Source organism: Nostoc sp. C110 (assembly GCF_043099725.1).
Classification (GTDB): Bacteria; Cyanobacteriota; Cyanobacteriia; order Cyanobacteriales; family Nostocaceae; genus Nostoc; species Nostoc muscorum_A.
Genome location: NZ_CP171148.1, coordinates 5637028 through 5663572, shown reverse-complemented (window position 1 = coordinate 5663572; position 26545 = coordinate 5637028). Strand labels below are relative to the sequence as shown.

17 protein-coding genes are annotated in these 26545 nt (G+C 42.9%); 6 read left to right on the top strand and 11 right to left on the bottom strand.

The window, feature by feature from the left end; genetic code table 11:
- Positions 1–35: 35 nt before the first annotated feature.
- The 3 genes from ACFFRD_RS29160 to ACFFRD_RS29150 all read right to left on the bottom strand — a co-directional run bounded on the left by ACFFRD_RS29160 (position 36) and on the right by ACFFRD_RS29150 (position 2335).
- Positions 36–1421 carry an AtzE family amidohydrolase gene (locus tag ACFFRD_RS29160; RefSeq protein WP_392479162.1) on the bottom strand — a complete coding sequence of 462 codons (1386 nt, stop codon included), beginning with the start codon at positions 1419–1421 and terminating at the stop codon, positions 36–38.
- Between the two features lie 9 nt (positions 1422–1430).
- A complete protein-coding gene (locus ACFFRD_RS29155) occupies positions 1431–2057 on the bottom strand; it encodes a DUF4328 domain-containing protein (RefSeq protein WP_392479160.1) in 627 nt (208 codons plus the stop codon).
- Positions 2058–2146: 89 nt separating this feature from the next.
- Positions 2147–2335: a DUF4089 domain-containing protein gene (locus ACFFRD_RS29150; protein WP_392479158.1), complete on the bottom strand. Its 189-nt coding sequence runs from the start codon at positions 2333–2335 to the stop codon at positions 2147–2149.
- Positions 2336–2407: 72 nt separating this feature from the next.
- On the opposite strand from ACFFRD_RS29150, the gene ACFFRD_RS29145 reads away from it, so the two are divergent.
- The 3 genes from ACFFRD_RS29145 to ACFFRD_RS29135 all read left to right on the top strand — a co-directional run bounded on the left by ACFFRD_RS29145 (position 2408) and on the right by ACFFRD_RS29135 (position 5990).
- A complete protein-coding gene (locus tag ACFFRD_RS29145) occupies positions 2408–2689 on the top strand; it encodes a glutaredoxin family protein (protein ID WP_392479156.1) in 282 nt (93 codons plus the stop codon).
- Positions 2690–2742: 53 nt separating this feature from the next.
- Positions 2743–4245: a UDP-N-acetylmuramoyl-L-alanyl-D-glutamate--2,6-diaminopimelate ligase gene (locus tag ACFFRD_RS29140; protein WP_392479154.1), complete on the top strand. Its 1503-nt coding sequence runs from the start codon at positions 2743–2745 to the stop codon at positions 4243–4245.
- Between the two features lie 263 nt (positions 4246–4508).
- Positions 4509–5990 carry a DICT sensory domain-containing protein gene (locus tag ACFFRD_RS29135; RefSeq protein WP_392479152.1) on the top strand — a complete coding sequence of 494 codons (1482 nt, stop codon included), beginning with the start codon at positions 4509–4511 and terminating at the stop codon, positions 5988–5990.
- Between the two features lie 467 nt (positions 5991–6457).
- Here the strand turns inward: ACFFRD_RS29135 and ACFFRD_RS29130 are convergent, their stop codons facing one another.
- The 4 genes from ACFFRD_RS29130 to ACFFRD_RS29115 form a co-directional block, all read right to left on the bottom strand.
- Positions 6458–9907 carry a PBS lyase gene (locus ACFFRD_RS29130; protein WP_392479150.1) on the bottom strand — a complete coding sequence of 1150 codons (3450 nt, stop codon included), beginning with the start codon at positions 9905–9907 and terminating at the stop codon, positions 6458–6460.
- Between the two features lie 654 nt (positions 9908–10561).
- Positions 10562–11038 carry a hypothetical protein gene (locus ACFFRD_RS29125; protein WP_392479148.1) on the bottom strand — a complete coding sequence of 159 codons (477 nt, stop codon included), beginning with the start codon at positions 11036–11038 and terminating at the stop codon, positions 10562–10564.
- A 276-nt stretch (positions 11039–11314) separates the two neighbouring features.
- Positions 11315–14488 carry an efflux RND transporter permease subunit gene (locus ACFFRD_RS29120; RefSeq protein WP_392479146.1) on the bottom strand — a complete coding sequence of 1058 codons (3174 nt, stop codon included), beginning with the start codon at positions 14486–14488 and terminating at the stop codon, positions 11315–11317.
- 113 nt (positions 14489–14601) lie between these two features.
- Positions 14602–16059, bottom strand: coding sequence for an efflux RND transporter periplasmic adaptor subunit (locus ACFFRD_RS29115; protein ID WP_392479144.1), 1458 nt, complete (start codon positions 16057–16059; stop codon positions 14602–14604).
- Between the two features lie 568 nt (positions 16060–16627).
- Here ACFFRD_RS29115 and ACFFRD_RS29110 point away from each other — a divergent pair.
- Both ACFFRD_RS29110 and ACFFRD_RS29105 read left to right on the top strand, forming a co-directional pair.
- Positions 16628–17509, top strand: coding sequence for an Npun_R2479 family HD domain-containing metalloprotein (locus tag ACFFRD_RS29110; RefSeq protein WP_012409034.1), 882 nt, complete (start codon positions 16628–16630; stop codon positions 17507–17509).
- Positions 17510–17614: 105 nt separating this feature from the next.
- Positions 17615–18730 (top strand): ABC transporter permease, encoded by a 1116-nt coding sequence (locus ACFFRD_RS29105; RefSeq protein ID WP_185583502.1) that lies wholly within the window; start codon positions 17615–17617, stop codon positions 18728–18730.
- Between the two features lie 199 nt (positions 18731–18929).
- Here the strand turns inward: ACFFRD_RS29105 and ACFFRD_RS29100 are convergent, their stop codons facing one another.
- Together ACFFRD_RS29100 and ACFFRD_RS29095 are read right to left on the bottom strand one after the other, a co-directional pair.
- On the bottom strand, positions 18930–21563 hold the full coding sequence (locus tag ACFFRD_RS29100) for an ATP-binding protein (protein ID WP_392479143.1): 2634 nt from the start codon (positions 21561–21563) through the stop codon (positions 18930–18932).
- Between the two features lie 136 nt (positions 21564–21699).
- Positions 21700–22806, bottom strand: coding sequence for an AAA family ATPase (locus ACFFRD_RS29095; protein WP_392479142.1), 1107 nt, complete (start codon positions 22804–22806; stop codon positions 21700–21702).
- A 198-nt stretch (positions 22807–23004) separates the two neighbouring features.
- Here ACFFRD_RS29095 and ACFFRD_RS29090 point away from each other — a divergent pair, with 198 nt between their 5' ends.
- Positions 23005–23346, top strand: coding sequence for a hypothetical protein (locus ACFFRD_RS29090; protein ID WP_179064744.1), 342 nt, complete (start codon positions 23005–23007; stop codon positions 23344–23346).
- A 121-nt stretch (positions 23347–23467) separates the two neighbouring features.
- Here ACFFRD_RS29090 and ACFFRD_RS29085 read toward each other — a convergent pair whose 3' ends face one another.
- Both ACFFRD_RS29085 and ACFFRD_RS29080 read right to left on the bottom strand, forming a co-directional pair.
- Positions 23468–24493: an ABC transporter permease gene (locus ACFFRD_RS29085; RefSeq protein WP_012409030.1), complete on the bottom strand. Its 1026-nt coding sequence runs from the start codon at positions 24491–24493 to the stop codon at positions 23468–23470.
- A gap of 221 nt (positions 24494–24714) precedes the next feature.
- On the bottom strand, positions 24715–26367 hold the full coding sequence (locus ACFFRD_RS29080) for an ABC transporter substrate-binding protein (protein WP_392479141.1): 1653 nt from the start codon (positions 26365–26367) through the stop codon (positions 24715–24717).
- Positions 26368–26545 lie beyond the last annotated feature (178 nt).

The window sequence follows — 26545 nt, the reverse complement described above, 5'->3', positions numbered from 1 at the left end:
GCATATATATATCCAACATTTATTATCTGCTATAATTACACTATAACTGCCGCAACTACGCCCTTTGTTTGTAAGGCAGCCGCAACCCGTAAAATTAAAGCTTCATTATATGGCGCTGCTATCAATTGCACACCCAAAGGTAAGGCATTTGGACGCTGAATTGGTACTGATAAAACGGGTAAGCCGATAAAAGATAATGGTTGAGTAAATAGCCCCAAATGAGGACGGACAAGAATTTCTTCCCCATCCAAAATCATAGTTTGTTGACCGATTAGCGGTGCAGAAATTGGTGTAGTTGGGGCAATAATTAGATCCACATTTTGAAATACTTCTCGAACGCGATCGCGATACCAGCTTCTAAACCGTTGTGCTTGCAGATACCAGCTACTGGGAATTAACGCCCCAGCCAAAAAGCGATCGCGTGTCGCTGGATCAAAATCTTGAGGACGATATCGCAATTTATCCAAATGCAGATTTGCACCTTCGCTAGCTGTAATCACAAAAGCTGCTGCACGGGCGCGGTGTGCTTCTGGTATGGTTACGTATTCAGTGACATTCAAAGCATCGGCTACCTTTTGCACTGCTGCTAAAGCTTCCGCTTCTGCGCCTTTGGTAAAATAATCAGCTGCAATGGCAATTCGGATATCAGAAATATCTTGTTTGAGTTGTGGTAAAACCAATTCAGGCGGACGCTTTGTGCAAATTGGATCGCGATCGTCTTCTCCTTGAAGCACATCAAACACCGTAGCAATATCTTGCACCGAACGCGCAAAAGGGCCAATGTGGTCAAAACTGCTAGAAAATAAAGCTACTCCAGCACGAGATAACCTTCCATAAGTCGGCTTAAAACCAAAAACGCCACACAACGCCGCCGGAACGCGAATAGAACCATTAGTATCAGAACCCAATGTCAACGGTACTAAACCAGCAGCAACAGCCGCCGCCGAACCACCCGATGAACCACCAGCAACTCGCTGTAAATCATGGGGGTTGTGAGTAGCACCGTAATGGGAGTTTTCCGTTACAAACCCGTATGCGTACTCATCCATATTCAAAGCGCCAACCAGCACAGCACCTGCTTGTTTCAGCTTCGCTATTGCGGTTGCATCAAGGCTTGCTGCTGGGTTCTCTGCATTGATTTTTGACCCCGCCAGAGTCGTTAAACCAGCAATATCGAAAAGATTTTTCACCGCAAAAGGCACACCAGCAAGCAAACCAGGATTATTACCTTGGGCAATTTCTTCGTCAATGCGAACTGCATCTGTTAAAGCCGTTTCAGCAGTCACAGCCGTAAAACAGTTGAGTTGATTATCCCGCGCTGCAATTCGTGCGATCGCAGCTTTGGTAACTTCCACCGCGCTGACTTTGGCTGCACGCACCGCATCTGATATTGTTATGGCATCGGCAGAATCAAAATTCATGCTGGAATATTAGGAGATAGCACTTTTAGCTTTTTGAGTAATAGCAGTCTGCATAGTTTTTGCTAGTTGTAGCAAAATAGCCGTAAGACCTAAATCTAAAATACAAGAGAATAAAAACCAAAAGGGCAGAAATTTATCTTCGGGATTTTTAACAGCTTCTGTAAAAGCGAGCCGATTCACAAGATTTGACCCAATCATACAACCATATAGCGGTCCGATTAACGATCGCACTTGTTCACTTAAACGTGTTAAATCCTCACCTTCACCTTTAAATCGATCAGCAAAAGTGGACAACGTGTTGGCTATTCCCCAAAGGCTATATATAGGAATTAAAAATCGCGCGATCGCACCTCCTGGCGTAATCGGATATTCCTTGAAAATATCCTTTAAATCGGCATGGAGACGATATAGCCAAATCATAAAAACAATGATTGAAATTAAACTAAAAAGTAATGTCACTATTGATAGCAGTGCATCTAGAGAAGCAAGTAGCTCATAAAGTGGCTTTGCTATTACTTGCAACAAAGACAATAGCGTAGAAGCAACACCAAATCCTAGCAGCACCCAAAGTAACCGCACCAACAATCTACCGACACCCGCAGACTTCAATGAAATAACAGTATTGAAATTATTCATCTGATTTTTCCAAGGTATAGTCGGCTATATCTTAGTATTGTTGGTTATATTGCAAACTCAGCAAAATTGCTTAAACATTAAAATAGCTTTTATGGTTCAAAAACTGGTGCAACTTCAATTTCTTCTGGTAAAGGGAAAGAATTTACAATATTTGCGATCGCACTAATTCTCTCAAAATTTGCCACTACACCATCACGATACTCATCTCTTATTTCTAGATCCAACAACAACGCCATAAGATCAACATACTCACCCACATCAAACCCTTCTCTTCTCATCTCTCCTCCTCTGCGTCCTCTGCGCCTCTGCGGTTCGTTATTCTAAACTTATAACTTCTTCCCACAACTTAAATGCAATTAATTTTATACAGTAAACCCGGCTGTCATTTATGCGAAGGATTGCAAGAAAAGCTAGAAAAAATCCAAAATCTCAGTTTCGAGTTGGAAATTAGGGATATTACGACTCGTGACGATTGGTTTGCTGCGTATGAGTATGAAGTGCCAGTACTTTATTTATCGAACCACAGAGGCGCAGAGGACGCAGAGGGGAGTGAGAAATTATTGCCGCGTCCTTCTCCTCGTGCTAGTGTGCAACAGTTGGAGCAAATGTTGCGTAAGTATTTAGCCAATTAGAAAAAAATAATGCAGAATAAGCGCAAGATTAAGAATGTGACGAGGTTCACAACATGAAATTGCGGGAATTACTAACGGCGGTAGACAGTGTTGAACAATTGCCTAGCCATCCGACTTTGGAGGATGTGGAAGTTAGGGGTTTGAAGACCAATTCCCATGCTTGTGGTGTGGGAGATTTGTTTATTGGGATGCCAGGAACACGGGTTGATGGTGGGGAATTTTGGCAAAGTGCGATCGCATCGGGGGCTGTGGCTGCGATCGTTTCTCCCGAAGCTGCACAAAAAAATCCTCCCACAAATGAGGCTGTGGTCATCAGTGCAAGTAACATAACTCAAGCTTGTGCCCAGATAGCTAGTGCTTTTTATGGTTATCCAGGGCAAAAACTCAAGCTGGTAGGCGTGACTGGTACCAATGGCAAAACTACAACTACTCATATTATTGAATTTCTCTTGATCAAAGCTAATCTCGCCACAGCTTTGATGGGAACTCTCTACACCCGTTGGGCAGGTTTTGAGCAAACTGCTGCACACACAACGCCCTTTGCAGTGGAACTGCAACAGCAGCTAGCAGAGGCTGTAAATGCTGGTAGTGAGTTCGGGGTGATGGAAGTAAGTTCTCACGCTTTGGCTCAAGGTAGAGTGCTGGGTTGTCAATTTGAGGTGGCGGTATTTAGTAATCTTACTCAAGACCATCTCGACTATCACCGCGATATGGAAGATTACTTTGCCGCTAAAGCGTTGTTGTTTAGCCCTGATTATCTCAAGGGACGGGCAATAATTAATGCTGATGACTCTTACGGAAAGCGGTTAATTGCCTCGTTAGATGCCGAACGGGTTTGGAGTTATAGCGTCAACGACAACAGTGCTGATTTATGGATGAGTGATTTAAGTTACGAGCCGAATGGTGTCAGTGGGACATTACATACACCAAAAGGTGACGTAGCTTTTCGATCGCCACTAGTCGGACAATATAATTTAGAAAATCTTCTCGCAGCCGTAGGAGCAGCTTTACACTTAGGGCTAGATTTGCAGTTAGTGGCATCTGTAATACCTGAGTTTCCCGGAGTTCCTGGACGAATGGAACGGGTACAGATTAATTCTGACCAAGATATTAGCGTGATTGTGGATTATGCCCACACACCCGATAGCTTAGAAAACTTGTTGAAAGCTGCACGTCCATTTATACCTGGGAAGGTAATTTGCGTGTTTGGTTGTGGCGGCGATCGCGATCGCACTAAGCGCCCAATTATGGGTAGAATTGCTGCTGAATTAGCTGATGTGGCAGTGGTGACATCAGATAATCCCCGCACAGAAAACCCAGAACGGATTTTAGAAGACGTTTTGGCGGGAATTGCCCAAACAGTAAAACCAATGGTAATTTGCGATCGGGCTACTGCAATTCGTACTGCTATTTTACAAGCACAACCAGGTGATGGAGTGTTGCTTGCTGGTAAAGGTCACGAAGACTACCAAATTCTCGGCACCGAAAAAATCCATTTTGACGACCGAGAACACGCACGCGACGCTTTACAGCAAAGACTTAATAACCAAGCTTAATTTATTTGGGAATTGGGCATGGGCAAGAGGACTTGGGGACAAGGAGAATTGGGGACAAGGGGAAAGACTTGTTTCAAGTTCTCACCTCTTGTCTCCTTGTCCCCTTGTCCCCTTGCCTCCCCTGCCTCCCCTGCCCTGCCCCTTATGGGTGTAGTTTTTGATATTTAATGTTTCTTTCCGTGGGGTTTTTGTAAAAGATGGACATATAAAGGTGAAAATCGAGACAGAATTATTTCTTGCTTCATCCTTTTTGTGCTTGACTCATGAATGTTTCTCTGACTAAGGATCTGTCTGTTTATCAACTGGTTATGGGAGTGCAAGTGCCTCCAAAACCATTGTCTCTCAGTCCTGCGACTCTGCTATCACTGGTGAGAGCGCAAATTGACTTACTAATTGAGCAGCAAATTGCAGCCACTTTATGGGTGAAGCTACCACCAGAAAAAATTTGGCAATCAGAATTAGCGCGTTACCAATCCTCAGTGGGTGCGTCTAGTATTATCTATACTTGCCAGATTGACGAGAATGAAAAACAGGGAGCGGAGGAAGATGATGAAGCAGGGGAAGAAAATACTTCCTCATCTTTCTCATCTACTCATCATGTCACCGTTCACCTGACACCAGATAGCCAACTGCGACGGGAAAACTTTTTGATGGTGTTATCGCCCCAGTTTTGTAGTTTAATTTTGGCTCATCGGCCACTTAAAAAACGCAAAAATCAGACATCGGGGAAGGTAAATACTAATAAAAATCAGCCATTGCTGATTATCACTACTGTTGAGGGGAGAGTAATTCAGCAAGTATTAAATGGTATCCAAAAAGCGATATTTAGCGACCATCTGCCAGGCAGTTCCGCGCCAGAATCATCGCCAATTGTACCTGCTGATTTTATTTGTCCAACGATGCCGGAAGCGGCAACGATGAGTCAACTGTTTGCAAAACAACTCCTGCGCCAGGATGAAATTAATCGCCAAATCATCACAGCCCGCACTACCAAGTTGCAGCAGATAAATCAAGAACTGCACAACAAAGAACAATTTCAAGATGAATATCTGAAAAATCTCTGTCAGGAATTGCGTATACCCCTGACGCATATCAAAACAGCACTTTCGTTATTGAATTCTCCTAATCTCAAACCTACGCAGCGACAACGTTATTTACAGATGTTAAATACCCAGTGCGATCAACAAAATTCTCTTATTACAGGTTTGTTGGAACTGGTGCAACTAGAACGAAATTTGGAGGGGATGGTTTTGGAGTCGGTGCGGCTCTCAGAGATTGTACCTGGAGTAGTGAGTACGTACCAACCTTTAGCCCAAGAAAAAGGGATTATGCTAGCCTATACCGTACCCACTGAACTCCCATCTATTTGGTGTGTGAGTGGTGGGCTGAGGCAGATTGTAATTAATCTGCTTCACAACAGCATTAAGTTTACTCCTAATGGGGGTGAAGTATGGGTGCGTGCCCGTCTTCAAGGCGATTATGTCCAATTAGAATTCCGTGATACAGGTATTGGTATTGCCGAAAACGAGATTTCGAAAATATTTGAGCGATTTTATCGTGTGCGTACAGGATCTACAGAAGATTATGCTGGTGCTGGGTTGGGGTTAACAATAGTACAACAATTGCTGCTGCGCTGTGGGGGATCTATTTCTGTAAAAAGTAAATTATATGAAGGTTCCACATTTACAGTGCAACTGGCAACTGTTGGCGATGCCCCAAGAGCGATCGCAATAGAACATGAGTGATCGGTTATGATTATCCCCTAAGTTAACTTTGTGGTGCTATGCAACTTTGCTTAAGAGGTTGTTTAAAAAGTATTTGGCTATGATTTTAGACACTTATTGATCCCCCCTAACCTCCCTTAAAAAGCTACGGTGTACATACAAATCGAATTACCCCCCTTAATCCCAGGGCTGTTTCATTCGATCTCTTAGGGATTTTGTCAAGAGTATGAGTCAGAAATTTGCTTGAGTGGGAAAAAGAAAAACTACCACTTCAACCAGCAAATTTAAGTGCGAATACCATTTTCTTGCCCAATCAGATTTTTTAGTCAATTGGTTTTTTTACTTGAAACGCTTGTAAATCAGCGCCTTTTAGGGAATGAAACAGCCCTGCTTTTTAAGGGGGATTTAGGGGGATCTAAAAGAATTTGATACATCACTAAGAACTTTTCAAACATCCTCTAAAACACAAAAAAAATAACCATACCCACTTACCTAGTCCGTAACAACTGCACAAAAGTATTACTCACCGTATTGTCTTTAGTATCCGCCGCGTATTGAATCAATTTTTCCCGCAGTTCTTTGGCTGCATCTAAAGGAAGCAAGGTTGCTAGCAAGAAATAAACACCACGAAAACGCGGATCGCCCATTCTATCAACTAATAGTCCTTCGGCGGCATCACTTTCACCGAGGAAGTTTTGCACCAAAAAGAAATCCATGATTTTATCGTGGCGGAAGTACCATTCTTTCTTCGCTTCACCTTTTTCATCTTGCCACTGACGGCTGACTACCATTTTGTATTTATCGTCTTCTAAAGACATGGCAACTTGGTGAAATTCATCGGCGGGTAAGGCTTGTTTGTCATCGAGTCGCATTTGGTAGACGGCGGCGGAAAATCTTTTGAGCGGAAATTCTTGTTTCCATTCTTGCTGGTATTCTGCCGCCATCAGGTTGTATTGCTGTTCTTGCAGGCGAAATAAGTTTGGCTGTTTACCTTGTGATAACATCAGCGCTACCACGGTTAGATCCATTGGATTGGAAAGAATTCGGCGGACAGCATCTAACTCTTCTTGGGCTTGCTGGTTATTGAGGACTTCTGTTAAATAATTGGTGCAAGCTTGGGCATAATCAGCACCTTGAATTTTGGCATCTTGGGGGAGTCGCGGCTGACGGGAGATCAAAAACTCTTGAATTTGTTGTTGTTCAAGGGGCTGCAAGTAGTAGGTTTTGGCTGTTGAGGGGGGTGTCCACTCTAGGGGCTGGGTTGTCATGATAATGTTGCCCCGGAAATAGCTTTCGACAAACTGGCAGATTTTGGCGCGGGTTTCGGCGGTGACTTCGTTGAGTCCGTCTATGCAGATATCTATTGCGCCACTGTAAATCAGGTTTTTTAAGAAGCCGGCATCTTGGGCTTGACCGTGTAGCTTGTCTTGGATGGCTTCAATTACGCCTTTATGACATTTCTGGGCGGGGAGGTAAACGACGATGCGCTGGGAGTTTTGCAACAGATGACGGAGAAACATCGACTTGCCTAAGCCGGAATCTCCTTCTAAGATAATTTGTCCTTGAATGCTGGGTAAGGCTGCGGTAATTGGGAGGATGTCTCCTGATGTGGGGACTTTGACTTTTGATTCTGGGAAGTATGATTGGTCATAAAAATTATCTAAGCCGGCATCGGCTAATAGGGAAGGTTTGAAGGGTTCAAATAATTTGCGGCGGAAGGGGGAAAACCAGGTGAGGAGAAAGCCGACATAGCCCACGCCGAGAATGCGGCGTACCCAAGGGTTCCAGAAGAAGATGGCTTGGATTTGGGGAAATTTGGGGTAGGCAAAGATCAGGGCTAGCCAGAAAGCGGCGTGAGAGATGATAGTTATTCTGGCGTTGAAAAACCACTGCCAACCCTTAAGGTTAACTATGACTGATTCCAGTGAGTCAGCTTCGTTGTATCCTGCTTTTTTGAGGTTGTGGTAGTGAGTTTCTAAAATTACAATATCTTGGGGTTGCCAAGAAACTTTTCTGGCGACTACTGCAATTTGCTTGGCTAAGTCTTCCCGTAATCGTGCTAAGTCTTCGCTGGGTTTCCAAGCGTTGCGGAATACTTCTAGTGTTTTGACACCTTCAGCGTGTGTGAGCTTATCAGGAATTGCTTTCGGTCTGCCTAGCCATTTGAGCAGTAACTTAACTTCCTCAGTCCCACCACCTAGAAAATAAGTTAAGAAACGCCACTGTTCTGCATCTGATTGTCCTACGTAATAAACGTTATCCAAAATAACAACAACATTACTTAAATTTAATTGTTCTATCTCTCCTGAAACACTTGCCAAGCTATAACGCAGTGAAGTGTCAAAAGATTTATCCTTAATGATGTTAATAATATCTTTGATATAAGGTTGAGCAACTTTTCCTAAATTACGTAAGGCATATATTGCGTTTGATTTATAAGTATTCTCAGGGTCAGTCTGATTGCCAACGTTTTTTTCTTGGATGAAGCCAAGTATTTCCTGAATATAGGGTTGAGCATGATAACCTAAATTCCCTAATGCCTCAGATGCGCTGGAACGCATTGAAATCTCAACGGTTTTATCCTTCAAGATGGCAGCAATATCTTTAATATAGGGTTCTGCTGCATCCCCTAATTTACCTAATATCTGAACTGCACTAGAACGAACTTCAGGCGTAGTCGTTTTATCCTTGAATATGTCAAAAATATCTTTAACGTACGGTTTCGCTGCATCTCCCAAATTAATCAAAATAGAAGCTGCGCTGGAACGAATTTCAGGCGTAGTTGTTTTATCCTTGAAGATTTCAAAAATATCTTGAGCGTAAGGTTTCGCTGCATCTCCTAATTGACCCAAGATAGAAGCTGCGCTGTAACGACTTTCAGGATTAACTGTTTTATCCTTGAATATGTCAAAAATATCTTTGACGTACGGTTTCGCTGCATCTCCTAAGTAATAAAAAATAGAAGCTATTCTGGAACGAATACTGGAGTCAACCGATTCATCTTTGAGAAGGTTGAGTATATCTCTAATGTATGGTTGAGTAGCTCGTCCAAAATATCCAAATGCTATGAATGCGCGATCGTGAACTTCAGCATCAGCTGTTTTATTGGTCAGGATATCAGCTAGGTCTTTGAGATAGGGTTGGGCTGCATCTCCTAGATTTTCTAGTGGGGAGAATCTACTACCGGAATAAGAAATATAAATGCTAGAAGAGTAGGTGTTTTTATTCTTAAGGAAGTCGATTATATCTTTAACATAGGGTTTGGCAGGTTCTCCCAGACTACCTAATGCCAAGATCACGTTGAAACCCGTATCATAATCAACGGCTTGATCCTTGAGAAGATGAACCATATCTTTAACATAGGGTTTGCCTGTATCTCCTAGGTTACCTAATGCTAAAGCTGCACCTGCACGAACCGTAACTTCTACAGTTTTATCTTGGAGGATAGCTGCAATATCTTTGACGTAGGGTTTGGTAGTCTCACCCAGATTTCCCAATGTAAAAGCTGCATTGGCACGAACGTTTGACTCAACAGATTTATCTTGGATGATAGCTATAATATCTTTGATGTAGGGTTTGGTAGCCTCCCCTAGATTTCCCAATGTAGAAGCTGCACTGGCACGAACATTTGACTCAACAGATTTATCTTTGAGGATTTGGACAGCTTTCTTAGCAATTTCATCTGGTTTCTGTTCTAGAGTTTTTAAATTTTGCAGGTCATATCCAAATAATAATTGGTTAAAAGCATATTCTTTAACTTGGTCGTGTCCATCATCAAGGGCTGCTAGTATACCGTTAATCTGCCAATCTTGGGGTTTGGGTTTGGGGGTTTCTTTGGCGTTTACCCAAGGTAGAGAGAGGAAGAGAGTTAGGAGTAGGGTGAAACAGAAAAGCAAAAAGAGGGAGAGCTTGTTAGTGCGGCGGGGAGTTATGAGCATAAATCAGGGCAAAGCGGCAGATTACACGCGGGTATGGGTATAATACCAAGCTTGTAATTCCTAATTCCTGATTTATAAAGTCAGATTTTATTTGGGTTTTTAGGTTTGTATTTGTGGGAGCTTCCCAAATTTGAAAATTTACTATGCTGCGTTCAGGCAGGAATAAGAGAATGAAGAAACGAACCGCCAAGAACGCAAAGAGCGCAAAGTAAGAGAATAGACTGGATGTTAATCTTTGCTCATGAGTATCAAAGACTCACCCGCGAGTATCAAAGACTCACTCACGAGTATAAAAGACTCATCCGCAAGTATCAAAGACTCGCCGACGAGTATTAAAGACTCTCCCACGAGTATCAAAGACTCGCCGACGAGTATTAAAGACTCTCCCGCGAGTATCAAAGACTCGCCGACGAGTATCAAAGACTCACCCGCGAGTATCAAAGACTCACCCGCGAGTATCAAAGACTCGCTCACGAGTATCAAAGACTCGCTCACGAGTATTAAAGAACTTTCAAATAAAAAAATACTCAAATAATTCTTGTGGGGTGGGTGTCTCACCCGCCCATAGCCAAAGGCGGGCAAGATGCCCGCCCCACAAGATTGAATAATTTATTTGTTGGAAATCCCTAAAGACTCTCCCGCAAAGTTTACAGCCTAGGAACCAGAAGCAGTTTTAGCAGGTTTACTTTTTATAGCTTTAAACCTTTCCCCTAACTGTTCGGCAATAGTTTTTAACCCTGGAGTTTTCTTAGCAGCAGTCTTGACGTAATCATAAACTGTCAAACTGCTGCTCATTGTCTCACTACCGACAGCCATTAAGGTATCATCTACTTGTTCTGTCAGTTGTCGCAGTCCAATCAAAAGTTCGCTGAGAGTGGCGGCTAGTTGATAATCCCGCACAAATTCATCTACATCAAAGCTGGCTGGTAAAATATCTCGGTTAGATTGGGCAGCAGTCAGGCTAGTGTTGACAAAAGCTAGGCTTTTATCACCCATCTTAAATAACTTGCGTCGTTCTTCTACACTCAGAGTCACCAAAAAAGGCAACTTTGCTTCGATAGTCGCAAAGGCTGTTTTAATTTCTTGGATATCTGCTGGGGTAAGGGAGCCTGTAATGTTTTGGTAAGCCATTGTTTATTTACTGTAGTGAATCTGTTTGTTATGATTCCCACTGGTAAATGCGATCGCACAATATTTAAGGAAGGGGAAGTAGGGAAATTAACCTCTCTGGTGTACACATAAGTCGAATTACCCCCCTTAATCCCCCCTTGGAAAGGGGGGAAATAAGAGAATCTAGTTCCCTCCCCTTTCCAAGGGGAGGGTTAGGGTGGGGTAAAACTTACGTTGTAAGCAAGCAATACGATTTGGTTAAGAAGACGCGATAAATCGCCGTCTCTACAATAATTATTAACGCGATGGTTTCTTACCAAAGCCATAGCGCAATCTATCCATAATCCAAGTTTGGAAGTTGTCTATGTAGCTAAATATCACTGGCACTACCACCAGTGTCAGCAGGGTGGAAGTTGTGAAACCGCCCATAATGGCAATTCCCATTGGTTGCCGAACTTCAGAACCTGCGCCAATTCCTAACGCTAGGGGCAGAATACCGGCGATGGTTGCCAGAGAAGTCATTAAAATCGGACGCAGACGTGACACGCCAGCCTCTACGAGTGCCTGACGCTGAGTTTTGCCTTCTTGTATGTTGATGATTGTATAATCCACCAACAGAATCGAGTTTTTGGTGACAATCCCCAACAGCAACACAATACCAATCAAGGCATATATCCCCAATGGTTTTTGAGCAACCATCAAGGCTACCAGTGCGCCGCCTAAACAAAAAGGCAACGCCGCCATAATCGATAATGGATGGAGAAAGTTGTTATACAGCAACACCAGAATTGCATAGATACACATTAATGCCAGCCCCAATGCGCCACCAAAGCGCCCAAAAATTTCTTGCATAATTTTGGCACTACCGGAGGGTTGCTGTACTACCCCTGGCGGTAAGTTTTGCATTACAGGTAGTTTGTTGATTGTTTCTACCGCCTCTCCCAAAGAAATCCCTTGCAAATTGGCTTCTACGGCAACTTGACGGGCGCGATCGTAACGGTTGATGGTTGCAGGGCCACTACCAAAACGGATATCTGCAACCGCCACTAGGGGAATCAATTTGCCATTTTGACTGAGAACTTGGAGATTGGTGATTGTGTTAATGTCAGCCCGGACTTTTGGATCGATTTGCACGCGAATGGGAATTTGCCGATCGCTTAAATTAAATTTTGCCAAGTTGGCCTCATTATCGCCGATGGTGGCCAGAGAAGCTGTCCGAGCGATCGCTTGTACTGTCACTCCCAAATCTGCTGCCCGTTGTGGGTTAGGAATTACTAAAATCTCTGGTTTAACCAAACTTGCAGTCGAAGACACTTCTACCAATCCTGGTAGCGATCGCATCTGCTTTTCTAGGGCATCAGCCGCTTGATTCAATGCTTCGGGGTTTTCACTTCTGAGAACAATTGATAAACCTTTCCGACTGTCGCCTGGTGACTGACTTTGAAAACTAATTCTTGCTCCTGGTATTTGCTCAAAGTCAGGGCGTACTTGTTCCTCAAACTGTTTTTGAGAAATCTTTCGTTCTTCTCTAGGTTTGAGATTAATCGCCAGGCTTGCAGAATTGATCTCTTCGGTTGCTAATACACGTTCAACCACTGGATTTTGCCGGATGATATCAGTCGCTTGTGTGACTACCTTGTTAACGTCTTCTAATGTCGAACCTGGAGGTAGTTCTATAGATACGTTAGAAATCCCAAAGTCGCCATCATCCACAAAACCCTTGGGAATCAACGGAACCAGCATCACACTGGCAATAAAGAAAGCTAAAGCGATCGCCATTGTGGTCAATCTATGGCGTAACGCCCATTCTAGTAACGATCTATAAGGTTGAAACCCCCGACGATTTTTAGTTCTAAGTGTTCTATTTCCCTGCTTTCTACTTGGGAGTGCAAACTTGAAATTAAACAATCTTATTACTCCCCCCGCTCCCCTGCCCCCCTGCTCCCTCTGCTCCCCCTGCTCCCCTGCTCCCCTGCTCCCCTGCTCCCCTGCCTCTTTTAAAAGATACGCCCCCATCATCGGCGTAACCATCCGCGCGACAAGAGTTGAGAAGATTGTGGAAACGGCAACGGTAACACCAAATGGTTGGAAAAATTGTCCCGGAATTCCACCCATAAAAGCAACGGGCATAAACACGGCAATAATGGTTGCTGAACTTGCGATTACCGCTAATCCTACTTCGTCGGCAGATTCAAAAGCAGCATCCCAAGCTGATTTGCCCATAGCGATATGCCGTTCCATGTTTTCAATTTCCACCACGGCATCATCTACCAAGTTGCCCACCGCCAGCGCTAATGCCAACAAAGTCATGTTGTTGAGGGTGTAACCAAGGGCTTGCTGCACTGCGAAGGTGGGAATTATTGACAATGGTAAGGCAACAGCCGTAATTAATGTTGCTCGCCAGTCCCGCAAAAATACTAAAATAACGATAACAGCCAGCACCGAAGCTTGAATTAATTCATCAATAGTGCTTTGGTATGATTGGCGAACAACATCGGCTCTAGTAAAAATCAAATCTAGTTTGACATCTGCGGGAAGTGTTTTTTCCAGTTCTTTGACAGCTGCTTTCACTCCTTGTTCTACTGTCACCAGAACGCTGCCAGTACTACGCAACACTTGGAAAGCTACCACAGGTTGATTATTTAAGGTGGCGGCTTGGCGCACATCACCAAATTTATCTTCTATAGTTCCCAAACTGGATAATGGTACCGAACCCCCTTGTGGTAAGAGGATTTCGTAGGTTTTCAAAATATCCACACTGGCGGCACTTCCTAATGTGCGGATACTTTGTTCGCTACCACCGACTTCGGCCCGTCCGCCAGGTAAGTTAATGTTTAAATCGCGGATTTGGTCGTTTACCTGAGTGGCGGTGATACCCAGAGATTGTAAGCGGCTGGGATTCAGGTTAATCCGAATTTCTCGGTCAACTCCACCCACACGTTGAATTTGGGCGACACCACGGACTCCCAACAAGGCGCGGCTAATGGTTTGATCGACAATATTGCTTAATTCTTCTACAGAACGCTTATCTGATTTAACTGCGTAAGTAATCACCGGGCCGCCAGCAAAGTCCAGACGTTCCACAATTGGATCGTTGATCTCTTGGGGTAAATCTTGGCGAATTTGAGCGATCGCATTGCGGACATCATTGGTGGCGCGATCGCTATCTGTACCCAAAACAAAATTGATTGTCGTTTTAGAATTCCCATCGCTGACGGTGGAAATCATAAAATCGATATTGCCCAACCCCGCGACGGCATCTTCAATTTTTTTCGTCACTTGGGATTCTAGTTCGGCTGGGCCTGCACCTGGTTGAGTGACTTTGATCGAAACTGTTGGGACATCAATATTAGGGTTAGTATCAATCCCCAAGGATAAAAAGGAGAACCAACCCACAACCGTCAAAATTAAAAATAAAACTATCGTAGGAACAGGTTTTTTAATCGACCAAGCTGAGATATTAAAGGACATGAGAAAATTTTAGATTTTGAATTTGTCATTGGTCATTTGTCATTTGTCATTCGTCATTCGTCATTGGTTATTTCTCCCATTCCCCATTCCCCATTCCCCATTTCCCATTCCCTTCAATTTGCAACTCGAACCTTATCACCATCTTTGAGATATCCTGCACCATCAACTACGATGCGATCGCCTAACTGCAACCCACTCTTAATTTCTACTTTGTCGCCGTTTGTAGGATTTTCTAAGTCCACTTTCTGGCTGCGAACTATATCTCCACTTGATAAAGTGAATACAATTACACTTCCATCTGCTTGAGATTGGACTGCTTTTTGCGGCACTACCATTGCCATACCTGAGTTAGTAGTAATTGCAGCATTCGCAAACATTCCTGGTTTAAGCAAAGTTGTTGGGGGTAAATCAATTTTGACTGTAGCCTCTCGCCTTTGATCGTTCACCTGTGGTTGGATCTCTCTGACTCGTCCTTGCGATCGCACGCGCTGATCGACATCGGAAGTAATTTGCACAGATGCGCCAATTTTCACTTGATTTAATTGAATTTCAGGAACCTTCGCTTGAAGTTCTAACTTTTCATCTCGGATAATCGAAAATAGCTTTTGTGTGCCACCAATCACGGTTCCCACCTGCGTTTGCGGCGGTACACCAGTCACATCACCGACTCTGGCCAGTTTCTCCGCGATGACTCCAGAAACCGGCGCACGCACTACAGTTTGTTCCAATTGAGTTTGTAGTTGTTGCACCCTAGCGGCACTGCTGCGGACATCAGCTTTGGCTTTGTTGATAATAGCTTGAGCGTTACTAATATTAGCCTGGGCGCTGCCGATATTGGCCTGGGCGCTACGCAGGTTTTCTTGGGATAGATTCACCACTTGTATGGCAGTTTTTACAGCGTAGGAACGAGTATCAAGTTCTTGCCTACTAATGGTTCCAGAGTCGGCCAGTTGTTGATAGCGCTGATAATTTTTGGCGGCTTCTTCTAGCTTTGCCTTCGCTTGAGCTAAATCTGCTTGTTTTTGCTGGACTATGGCTTTATTTGATGCCAAATCTGCCTGCTTGGATGCCAAATCTGCTTGTTTGGATTCCACATCGGCTTGTTTTGATTCGACATCTGCCTTTGCTTGGGTAATTTGGCTTTGCAGTATGGAACCATCCAACACCGCCAAAACTTGACCTTTTTTGACAAAAACCCCTTCTTTCACATCTTCAGGGATACTTTTGATTTGTAAACCGTTTGTCTGTGGTAAAACCGGAATTAAATCACGTGCTGCAACAGTTCCAGTAGTTTTAAGAGTACGCACAACACGGGCGGCTTCTACTGTGGCAATGGTAACTGTCATTGATGGGTTAATTTTTTTAGCTGCTACCGCGTTTTGTTGGCGGGATGGAAGATGACTTAATATACTCATTCCACCAAAGGCGATCGCAATTCCTAAACCAGCACCCAAAAATAATGGCTTCAACCATGCCCTAGTTGGTTTTTGCTCTGATTTGCTCAAAAAGCTAGCATCTTCAGAGGTTATAGGTTCTTCCACCTCGATTTCTGAAACACTTTCATCGCTCACAGTCCGACCTCCACTTTCTGTCTATGCATACCAATATTGGTATTTTCTTAAGAAAACTTGAAATTTATTTACTTCCCATCAACTATGACGCATTTCATAGTAAATGTCTTTTATTTTTAACCGTATATAATAGAACTTAGTTGCTAAGAAAAATTACTGTCATCTAAATACTTGAAGCCTTTATGTAGATTATGATACAAGAAATTATTTCATTTCATCTAGCTACTCTAAATCACACAATATACCCATTTAGATCACCGTCAACCAATGCTCATATATGAAAAACTGATAAAGCTAATCTAGAATTATTTAATTAAAATCTGAACTATAAATGTATTTTATTAAACCAGTAAAAGCTTTTATCTACGCAAACCCTAATTCTTTTAAAGCCTTTGTCTCGTCAGGAAGTCGTACATCCAGGGATAGTTCAAGCTAGCGTCTACAGCTAGACGTGAGTTACAAATGAGCAAACTCCATTACCCTAAATTCCAGCCAGGGCGATCCTGATGGTGGAATTTTGAAATCAATCAAATCAATAAATAATTGATATTTACCAGAGTCACCAGATATGTTCAATGCCACTGAAATTTTAATTGATGCCTTTGTAAATGAAATTAGAGAAGGCTACCGTCGCACTTATGGCTGCTTCAAAAATGATTATCAGGACATTATCGCCTGGGCTGGTAACATGGCTTTGGAAAACATTGCCAATAGCGATGCCCTTTATCACAATGTTGAACACACAGTTCTTGTCACCCTTGTGGGGCAAGAAATCTTACGTGGCAAACACATCAGAGAAGGCGGTGTTTCCAGTGAAGACTGGTTGCATTGTATTATTTCTTTAGTGAGCCATGATATTGGCTACGTTAAGGGAGTTTGCCGACTAGACCAAGAGGCAGTAGGCTTATATTCCACAGGTAAAAATGGCAAAATGGTTTCTGTAGCTCCTGGCGCTTCTGATGCCAGTCTCACGCCGTATCATGTTGATAGAGCCAAGCTTTTTATTGATGAGCGTTTTGGAGGTCACAAGTTAATAGATGCTGAGGCAATTAAGAGCAATATTGAACTGACACGATTTCCCGTGCCTGCGGCAGAAGATCATCAAGATACAAAGTGCTTTGCTGGTTTAGTGCGGGCTGCTGATTTGATTGGTCAACTAAGCGACCCACGTTACCTGAAGAAAATTACTTCTTTATTTTACGAGTTTGAAGAAACTGGTGTAAATAAAGTTTTAGGCTATAAAACCCCTGCCGATTTACGGAATAACTACGCTAAGTTTTACTGGAATGGTGTCTATCCCTATATCCAAGAAGGGCTGCATTACCTATCATTGACACAACAGGGCAAACAAATTCTCGCTAATCTCTACTCAAACGTGTTTGTTGTAGAACATGAAAAACAACAGCAAGAACAGCAGAAGTATTTAGAGAAGTTAGGAGTGGGGAGTTGAGAGTTAGGAGTTAAAAGTTAGGAGTTAATAATTATTAATCATGAGTTATGAATTAAGATAAAACTTTAATAACTCATAACTCATAACTTATAACTCCTAACTACTATGGATTGGTGGCGACGACTAAAGAAAAATCCTTTGGCACAATTTGGGGCAATTTTGCTGTTAATTTTCTACATAGCAGTAATTGCAGCAGATTTCGTGGCTCCTTATGACCCTTATGCCTCACAGCCTAATGGTTCACTGCTGCCACCAACTAAGATACACTGGGTTTCTCAATCAGGACAGTTTATCGGGCCCCATGTTTATCCCACAACTCAGGGAGACACAAATTTAGAAACAGGCGATCGCCAACTCATTGTAGACTTCAAAAAGCCATCTCCTGTGCGTCTATTTGTTTCCGGGCCAGAATACCGATTGTTGCAGATGAGTTTGCCACTACCCCCCAAGTGGGATGAAGTCACAATCTTTCCTGGTATTCCCTTAAATTGGCATTTATTTGGCACAACAACTGACGCAAAAGTCAATATCTTGGGTACTGATGACCAAAGCCGCGACCAATTTAGTCGCCTCTTACATGGCGGTCGCATCAGTCTGTTTATCGGGATTTTTGGCATTATCATTACCTATCCCCTTGGTTTGCTCATCGGTGGAATTTCGGGCTATTTCGGCGGTGTGACTGATAGCGTCATTATGCGCTTGGCAGAAGTGCTAATGACTTTCCCTAGTATTTATCTTTTGGTAACTTTGGGAGCAGTCTTACCACCTGGTTTAAGCAGTACCCAGCGCTTTTTGCTGATTGTGGTAATTACATCGGTTATTAGCTGGGCTGGTTTAGCACGGGTCATTCGAGGACAGGTACTATCAATTAAAGAGCGAGAATTTGTCCAAGCTTCACGCGCGATGGGCGCAAATCCACTTTATATAATCCTTCGCCACGTCTTGCCGCAAACGGCTAGTTATGTAGTTATCTCTGCTACTCTTGCAATTCCCAGCTTTATTGGCGCAGAGGCGATATTGAGTCTCATCGGCTTGGGAATTCAACAACCAGACCCTTCTTGGGGCAATATGCTTTCTCTGGCTAGCAATGCTTCCATTTTGGTACTGCAACCTTGGTTGATCTGGCCGCCAGCTGTGCTGATTATTCTCACAGTGTTAGCATTCAACTTACTCGGTGATGGGCTAAGAGATGCACTCGACCCGCGCAGTTTAAGAAGATAAGCTCTAAGAATAGCAAATGCGATCGCCGAAGTAACAAATGCGAACCCCGAAGTAACAAATGCGAACTCCGAAGTAACAAATGCGAACTCCGAAATAACAAATGGAGTCGCCAAAATAGCAAATGCGAGCGCCGAAATAGCAAATGTGAACGCCAAAATAGCAAATGCGATCGCCGAAATAGCAAATGCGATCGCTCTACCTACTGCTGCAAAACCCAACGGCGAAAAAGTTCTACCATAATCCGCCAGCTTCCCTGAGTTTCCTCAACTACATCATGACGCTTCAGAGTATTCAGCGCTTCCTGTAAATCAGCGTCGTTCATACCTGTAGACTGAGCTAAGGCATCCAGACTTAAACCCTCTGGGTGAGGTGCAAGCACTTGTACAATTGCTTGTTGACCCTTAGCACCCCGCGCCGCCTGACCCCAAACCCCATCAAAGTAATAGCGTCCCCGCTTGAAAAACTCAGGATCATTGATAACTGCTTCCACATCTTCTACTGTGAAAACTGGGTCACGCGATCGCCCTTGCTCAAAAACAAAGTCATTGTAGCCGCGTACTAGCTGAAAACCCAGCAGTTGCACTAAATATGGTTGGCCATTTGTTAAAGCATAAATTTCATCTAAAGCTTCCGGTATGTAGTCGAGGGGGAAGTCTTCATAACCTGGGTTAGCGAGAATTTGGCGAGTAGCTGCACGTTCTTGAAAGCCTACATGAATAGGAATGACGCTGGCAAAGAAGGGTTGAAAATAATCTGCTGTCATCTCTTCTAAAGTGTGTAAACCAGCAAAGGCAAAAGCGATTTTAGAACTCATTTGCACTAAACCGCGCAGAAAACCCATAAAGTCGATAGGGATTTTTTTCGCTTCAATTAAATCTTCAATTTTCTCGAATTCGTCTAAGGCAATGATTAACCCACTATCTAGCTGCGCTTCAACCTGTTTTAAATAGCGTTCAAAAGTCCGATAGGGGAGATTTAGTAAATCAGCATCAGCTGGTGATGGAAGTTTTACAGTTTGAGAAATTTCATCACAAATTGCCATTAGTACTTCACCCACACCTTGGGGGCTATCTCCCAAACGTAGCAAGTTGACATAAGCTAGCTGTATTTGTTCGCCTAGACAGTTAGCAGCGTTAACCAGGATGGAAGTTTTGCCCATCCGCCTGTGACCGTAGAGAACTATAGACTGAAGTTGATTACCCATCACCCAGAGTTCTTCTAACTGTCTGATAATATCTTCTCGCCCAACAAAGAGATGACCTTGAACGGGGTCGCCTACAATATAAGGATTAACCACAGGCTTGGTGATGGAAATTTCTCCCACTTCACCAGTGATTTGTAAAAGGCTTTCTTTCCAAGTTTCAGCGATATCTATGATTAACCCTTGCTCTGCTTGCGGCAAGGTGTCAGCTTGATTTAGGATTTTTGTTAGTTCGCCTAATGCTCGATTGAGAGCTAAAGACCTGGCTGAACGTGATACGCTGCGATTAACAAACTGCACATCCTCAACAACTCGATGCAAATTAGCAAGGATTTTCCAAGTAATTGGGCGTAAAAGCGGTTCCTGTGGAAAAGGAGGAACTTGGATAGCAGCAATAGAAACTGGGTTTTCAGCTTTATCAAACGCCGCTAAAGTTTGGGCAAGGGTAAACATTTCCTCGCCATAGAGAAGAGAACGCACTACTGTAAAAGCCTTTACTGCTTTCGCTGGTTCTTCTTCATAGAGATGCCAGAAGCCAGCAGCAGCAGCACGGGCAGGACTATCTAAGTGAGTATCTGTGTTAAAACGAGCCTGTAATCCTTCTCGCCAAGCATGAGGCAAGAAAAAAAAACAAGGGGAGGAGAAGAAGTCTTTGATAAAATTTGACTTTAGAGTTTCATCTAAAGAAGCTGAAGTAAAACGTACTATATTCCAATTAAAAGGATTTGCCGCCAGTCGAGAGACAGTCCAAACAAGTTGTTCCGAGGGTATTTTGGCAAGTACTCTATTCACTGCTTGGACAACAGGAATAAATTGTAGGGTATACCCATACCTCAGCAGTTCATTAATATTATGTAAACCTGTTTCCAAATCATTTTGCAACCAATTTTCCAAGTGCCAGACAAAATTAGGAAGGGGAAGCAAACTGATGCCAGGGGGTAGAGAACTACTGTTTTGAATTGTTCGCAAGTTTAAAAGTGAGCCACCAATAAGCCAAGATTCTGGACGCAGTACCGCCACTCCTGCCGCCACGCCGAACATCAAGCCTACCGCCACTCCTACCGCCACGTCGAACATCAAGCCTACCGCCACTCCTACCGCCACGCCGAACATCAAGCCTACCGCCACTCCTACCGCCACGCCGAACATCAAGCCTACCGCCACGCTGAACATCAAGCCTACCGCCACGCCTACCGCCACGCCTACCACCACGCCTCCCGCCACGCCGAACATCAAGCCTACCGCCACGCCTACCACCACGCCTCCCGCCACGCCTCCCACCACGCCTCCCATCACGCCTACCGCCACGCCTACCGCCACGCCAAACCAGTTAATGCGAACATTTGCAGTCTGAAAAATTAAACCTATAGCGACAGGTGTAATTACTGTTAAAACTAATCCTTGAAAAAGTAACTGACGTTGGATGGCATTTTGACGCAATAACTCCCATCCCTTCTGCCAATTCATTTCCCCTTCAGGAATATACCCACCCCCGAATGTATCCACATACCACCGCAAAGCTTGCGGAAAGAAAAACACCCAATACAAAAGGCGCAGATAATCCAAGGGGTTCCACAGCGAGAGAGGACGCTTCAACTTGGGCGCTAAGTCTAAACGGGGTACAGGGGTCATTATTCAACCTCCATCTTCGCCCGTGAAGAACCTAACCCCCCAGCCCCCTTCCCTATGAGGGAAGGGGGAGTAGGAGTAATCTTGCTCCCCTCCCCTCGCAGGGGAGGGGTTGGGGGAGAGGTCAAAGCCTGGTAATTCATTGCAAACTCTCCACATACCGCGAATAAGTTCGGTAACACAATTGCATCAGCTTACGAGGATGTCCGCCACTTTCTTGGATGAGTCGAATGATTTCTTCTTCAGTAAAACTCACTGAAGTTCTAGCCAGACGATTGGCAATAAAAGCACGCATATTAGCTTCATCCCAAGCATGAATATGTTCCTCTTGGCAAATACCTGCCAACGGAGAAGTATTACCTTGCTCCTGACTATCCTTAAAAAGGTTGTTCAGGGGTTCGGTGGCAGCTAAAATCAGCTTCAACGGAGCATTACTTCCTTCAGCTAAACCGCGCAAATAATCCCTTATGTTGCGAGTAAAACCTTCACCTGTAAATTTTCCTACATTGTCTATAGCCAATAGTATTTTACAACTTCGCAAATTGCGGGTTAACTGATAGTCTTTACTGTCAGGTATACCGATCTCGTGGCACAATTCACTATAAAATTGACTTTCATTATGAAGTAAATTCAGGTCTAAGAAAACTGGCTGACGTTCACTTTTGAGAAAATTCTTCGCCTGTTGGCAAATCATCCATAGCAGCGAAGATTTGCCGATTCCCTCTTCCCCAATTAAAACGATACTACTACCACTATTCAGTACCTCAAATATTCGCCGGATTTCGCGCTCTCGGTCAAAGAATAGATACTTTTCCTCTACTCTCCCATTAAAGGGAATGAAAGGATTTTGATTTAGCTTAGATGCAGTATTATTAGGTAACTCTGGAGAAGTAGTATAATCTGGTTTTAGCGCTGTGAGATAAGATAGTTTTTTATTAGGGTCGTTATAATTTTTATCAAAAAAGTTTTCAAGTTCTTCCCTAAAATTTCTTTTATCAAGGCCGTCTATATTTAAAACTTTCTTAATTTTATCAATTAATTTTTTACCTCTTTCTCTGAAATACTGCTCTGTATATGGTTTGGCAGTAGGATTAGGCTTCCCTATTTTAGAAGGCATTTGACTATAATTCATCCCTTGCCAACTTAGTAGAAAAACTTTTTCTTCTAACTTGTCCAGTAATACTACTTTTCTTTTCCTCTCCTCAAATATTTGCTTAATAGACTCTAATGCTTCTTCAGCTTCCATTTAACCTGATTGAGTTGGTAGAGTAAAGTTAACACTTGGATATAGGTCTAGTATTTTACAGCAAAACCTACATAATCCTACGTCTATGTAGATATTCTTTGTATTTATGACCTAATCCTACATTTACCTACATCCTACGTATAACAATGAACTACAGGCGAATATAGAGACATCGAAACAACAGAGGAGTGCAAAACGATGTCTACTTACTATCCTGTAAATGAAAATTTAGCCACACAGCAACAGCCAATAGTTCAATCTCTAGATGTTCTCAGTCAGTCAAACAATACAGAACAACTTCTCGATATCGCTGAAAATATTACTGCTGCTTTAAGCAAATCAGATACAGTGGAATTAGTTCAAGCTGGGGGTCAGACAGCAGAAAATATTTTTAAGGTCTTAGTGCAATATGGTGGTAAACCAGTCGCAATTATTTTGGCTACTGCTGTTCTGATTGCAGCTACTGCTATACCGATATTAGCCGTCAAAGTATCTTTGGGTCAGATAACTCAAATCGATAATATTTCACAGACGAAATGATAGTTTTGCGTTGGGTTTCGCTTTGCTTAACCCAACCTACATTTTACTGCTTCATGTAATATAAAAGGGCAGGCAAGATGCCTACCCCACAAGAAGGTTAGAAAGAATTAAGAACTTTTTGTTAGTAGCGAATTCGCGGGTCTACATAAGCATTTAAAATATCAATTAAAATGCTGGCACTCACAACGATCGCACCAAAAAACACTAGCACCCCTTGAACTGTGGGATAATCGCGATCGGCGATCGCTTGATACAGTCGATTCGCTAACCCAGGCCAAGAAAATGTCACCTCTGTCAAAATCGCTCCACCTAACAGAGAGGCAAAAGTTAACCCCAACACTGTAATTACTGGGATTAGAGCATTCTTTAAGGCATGGGAGGCTAAAATTTTATTTTCACCAATACCTCTGGCTCTAGCGGCTTCTACATAATCGGCTTGCAAGGTTTGTTTTAAATTTACTCGCACAATTCGCTCAAAAATCCCACTCAGCAAAATTCCCAAAGTCAGACTCGGTAGGGCAAGATGGTGCAAAGATGTGAAAAACTGGGTGAGATTTCCACCGAGTAAGCTATCAATTGTATACAACCCAGTCACAGGAGTGGGAGCCGGAAGATTAGGCGGAAAGCGGTTGGAATTGGGAAACCAACCCAGTTGGACTGAGAAAATCAACTGCAAAAGCATTCCCGCCCAAAACATGGGGAGTGCGTAGGTGATAATCCCAAACAAGCGCCCACCAACATCAAAATATGTCCCAGGACGAGAAGCTGAAAGAGTCCCAACCGCAATCCCAACGATGAGTGCAACCGCCATACTACATACTGCTAACTCCACCGTCGCCGGGAAATATTGCCCAATTATGTCCCAAACATTCTGTCCGCGACTCATTAGAGACGTTCCCAAGTCAAAGCGCAGTATGCTTCCCAAATAATTTAGGTACTGTAGCCACAAAGGAAAGTTTAAACCTAGTTGTTTTCGCAATTCTTCTTTGGCAGCTTCTGGCGCACGTCCACCAAGAATTGCATCTGCGGGATCTCCTGGTGTTGCTCTTAATAAGAGAAAGACAATGGTGATAATTGTTAATAGCTGAAGTGGTGCGAGAAGCAACCGAGAAACTATGTAATATTGTAAAGCTTTAGAGCGAGACATATTTTAGTTATTTGTTATTTGTCATTTGCCATTTGTCATTTGTCATTTGTCATTTGTCCCTTGTCATTTGTTTAGAAAACTTGATTTTGCAGAAGGGAAATTCGTGAATTGCCCTTACTGCGTGTAGTTTTGCGTAAGTCCTAACTTTCCTGAAAAACTCCAAGTTTCAAAATAGACAAGATTTAACTCTTTACTAATGACTAATGACCAATGACTAATGACTACTTTTTAATTGTCTGGTAAACCAGAATTTGGGTTGGGTTAAGTTGTACGTTGTTCACACCTTTTTGAGCAAATACATAGTCTTTGCTTTGCCATAAGGGAACGTAAGGTACATCAGCAGTTACTTGCTTTTGAATTTCTGCAAAAATTTTCTGACGCGCTTCGGGATTCAGTTCTTTGCGTTGTTGATCGATCAGTTTATTCATCGCTTCGTTATAGTAGAACGAACCCTGAGTTTGACTGCCTCCATCTTCACATCCTTTAGCAACTGAACCTTTGTCACAAGACAAAAACGGCTGGACGTAATTATCTGGATCTAAAAAGTCTGGATACCAATCAAGTAAAGCTCCTGGATATAATCCTTTGGCAATGTCTTTAAAAAATGTTGGGCCTTCAGCAGGGGTAACTTCAAATTGCAGAATTCCATCCATTTTGGCATCTACAAGAGATTTGAGGGTCTGTGCTGCCAAACTACGAGTAGGCGAACTAGAAGGATACCAAATTTGGACTTTTGCCGGATTTTCTTTGGAGAAACCAGCAGTAGTTAACAATTTTTTAGCTTGATCAAAGTTAGCATCGCCATAAGCATCTTTGAATAATGGCACAGAAACTTTAAATGTTGTGGGAATCATGCTATAAAGCGGATCTGCTTGACCAAGTAAGGCCCGCTCATTTAAGAGTGGACGGTCAATTATTGACGCGATCGCTTGTCTGACTTCTAATTTATCTAAAGGCTTTTGATTCCGGTTCAATACCAGATAGCTTACTACACTACCTTCAGCTGCGATCGCTTGCCAATCCCCTTTTTTACCACCTTCTTCTAAGCTCCGATTTTGATCTGGCTGTAGCGATAGATAAGCCACATCTACAGCGCCTGTACGGAAAGCATTAAACAAATTAACCGGACTAGTTTGAATTTGGAGGTTAACACCTTTGTTAGCTGGTTTTTCTCCCCAATATTTATCAAACGTATCAAATCTTATTGAATCAGTACCATACTGCGCTAACTTGTAAGGGCCAGTTCCTACAAAAATATTCGGCTTAAATTTACCAGCGCCGAGTTCGTAAGCTTTTGGCGAAACTGCACATACCCCAGGAAACGCTAGCAGAGAAGGAAAGGCTGCAAAGGGCTTTTTCAGCTTAATGGTTAACTCATACTCACTTGTATTTTTTACCGAATCTACTATATCACCTAGTAAGAATGAAGGTTTTCCTTTATTTTGAATAAAGCGGTTGATGGTAAACGCCATTGCTTCGGCGTTGAAAGGAGTCCCATCGTGAAAAACCACTCCCTGACGTAAGGGGATGGTATAAGTTAAGGCATCTTGACTGACTTTAGGTAATGCTGTAGCAAGCTGGGGCTTGATTTCCGTGCTTCCTGGTTCGTAGGTGTAGAGGCGATCGCTCATATTAAACACCAAACCCAAGGATGCTAACTCATAAGCATCAGCTGGATCAAGGGTTCTCGGCTTTGCTGTTGTACCTATAGTAATACGGCCATCACCTGTAGGGCTATTTACAGAACCCGATGGTGGCGTAGAAGGCTGTGGACGAGGAGCGCAACTAACAACTAAAAATAAGCATAGACAGAACAAAGATAGGAATTGTGTAATCCGACCCCACCGTTTCACGGACAAGGAAAACCAGGTCATACAGTTAAATTTTATGTAATTAGAAGTCAGTGATTATACTATATATTTGTTAGTTTTATAGAAAATTTTACAATTAATTACTACTTTAGATACTTTTTATAGAAGATTTTGCTCGAATAGATAAATTTATGTGTATTCAGGATGATTAAGTAAAAATAATTAAATGCTTACTATAATA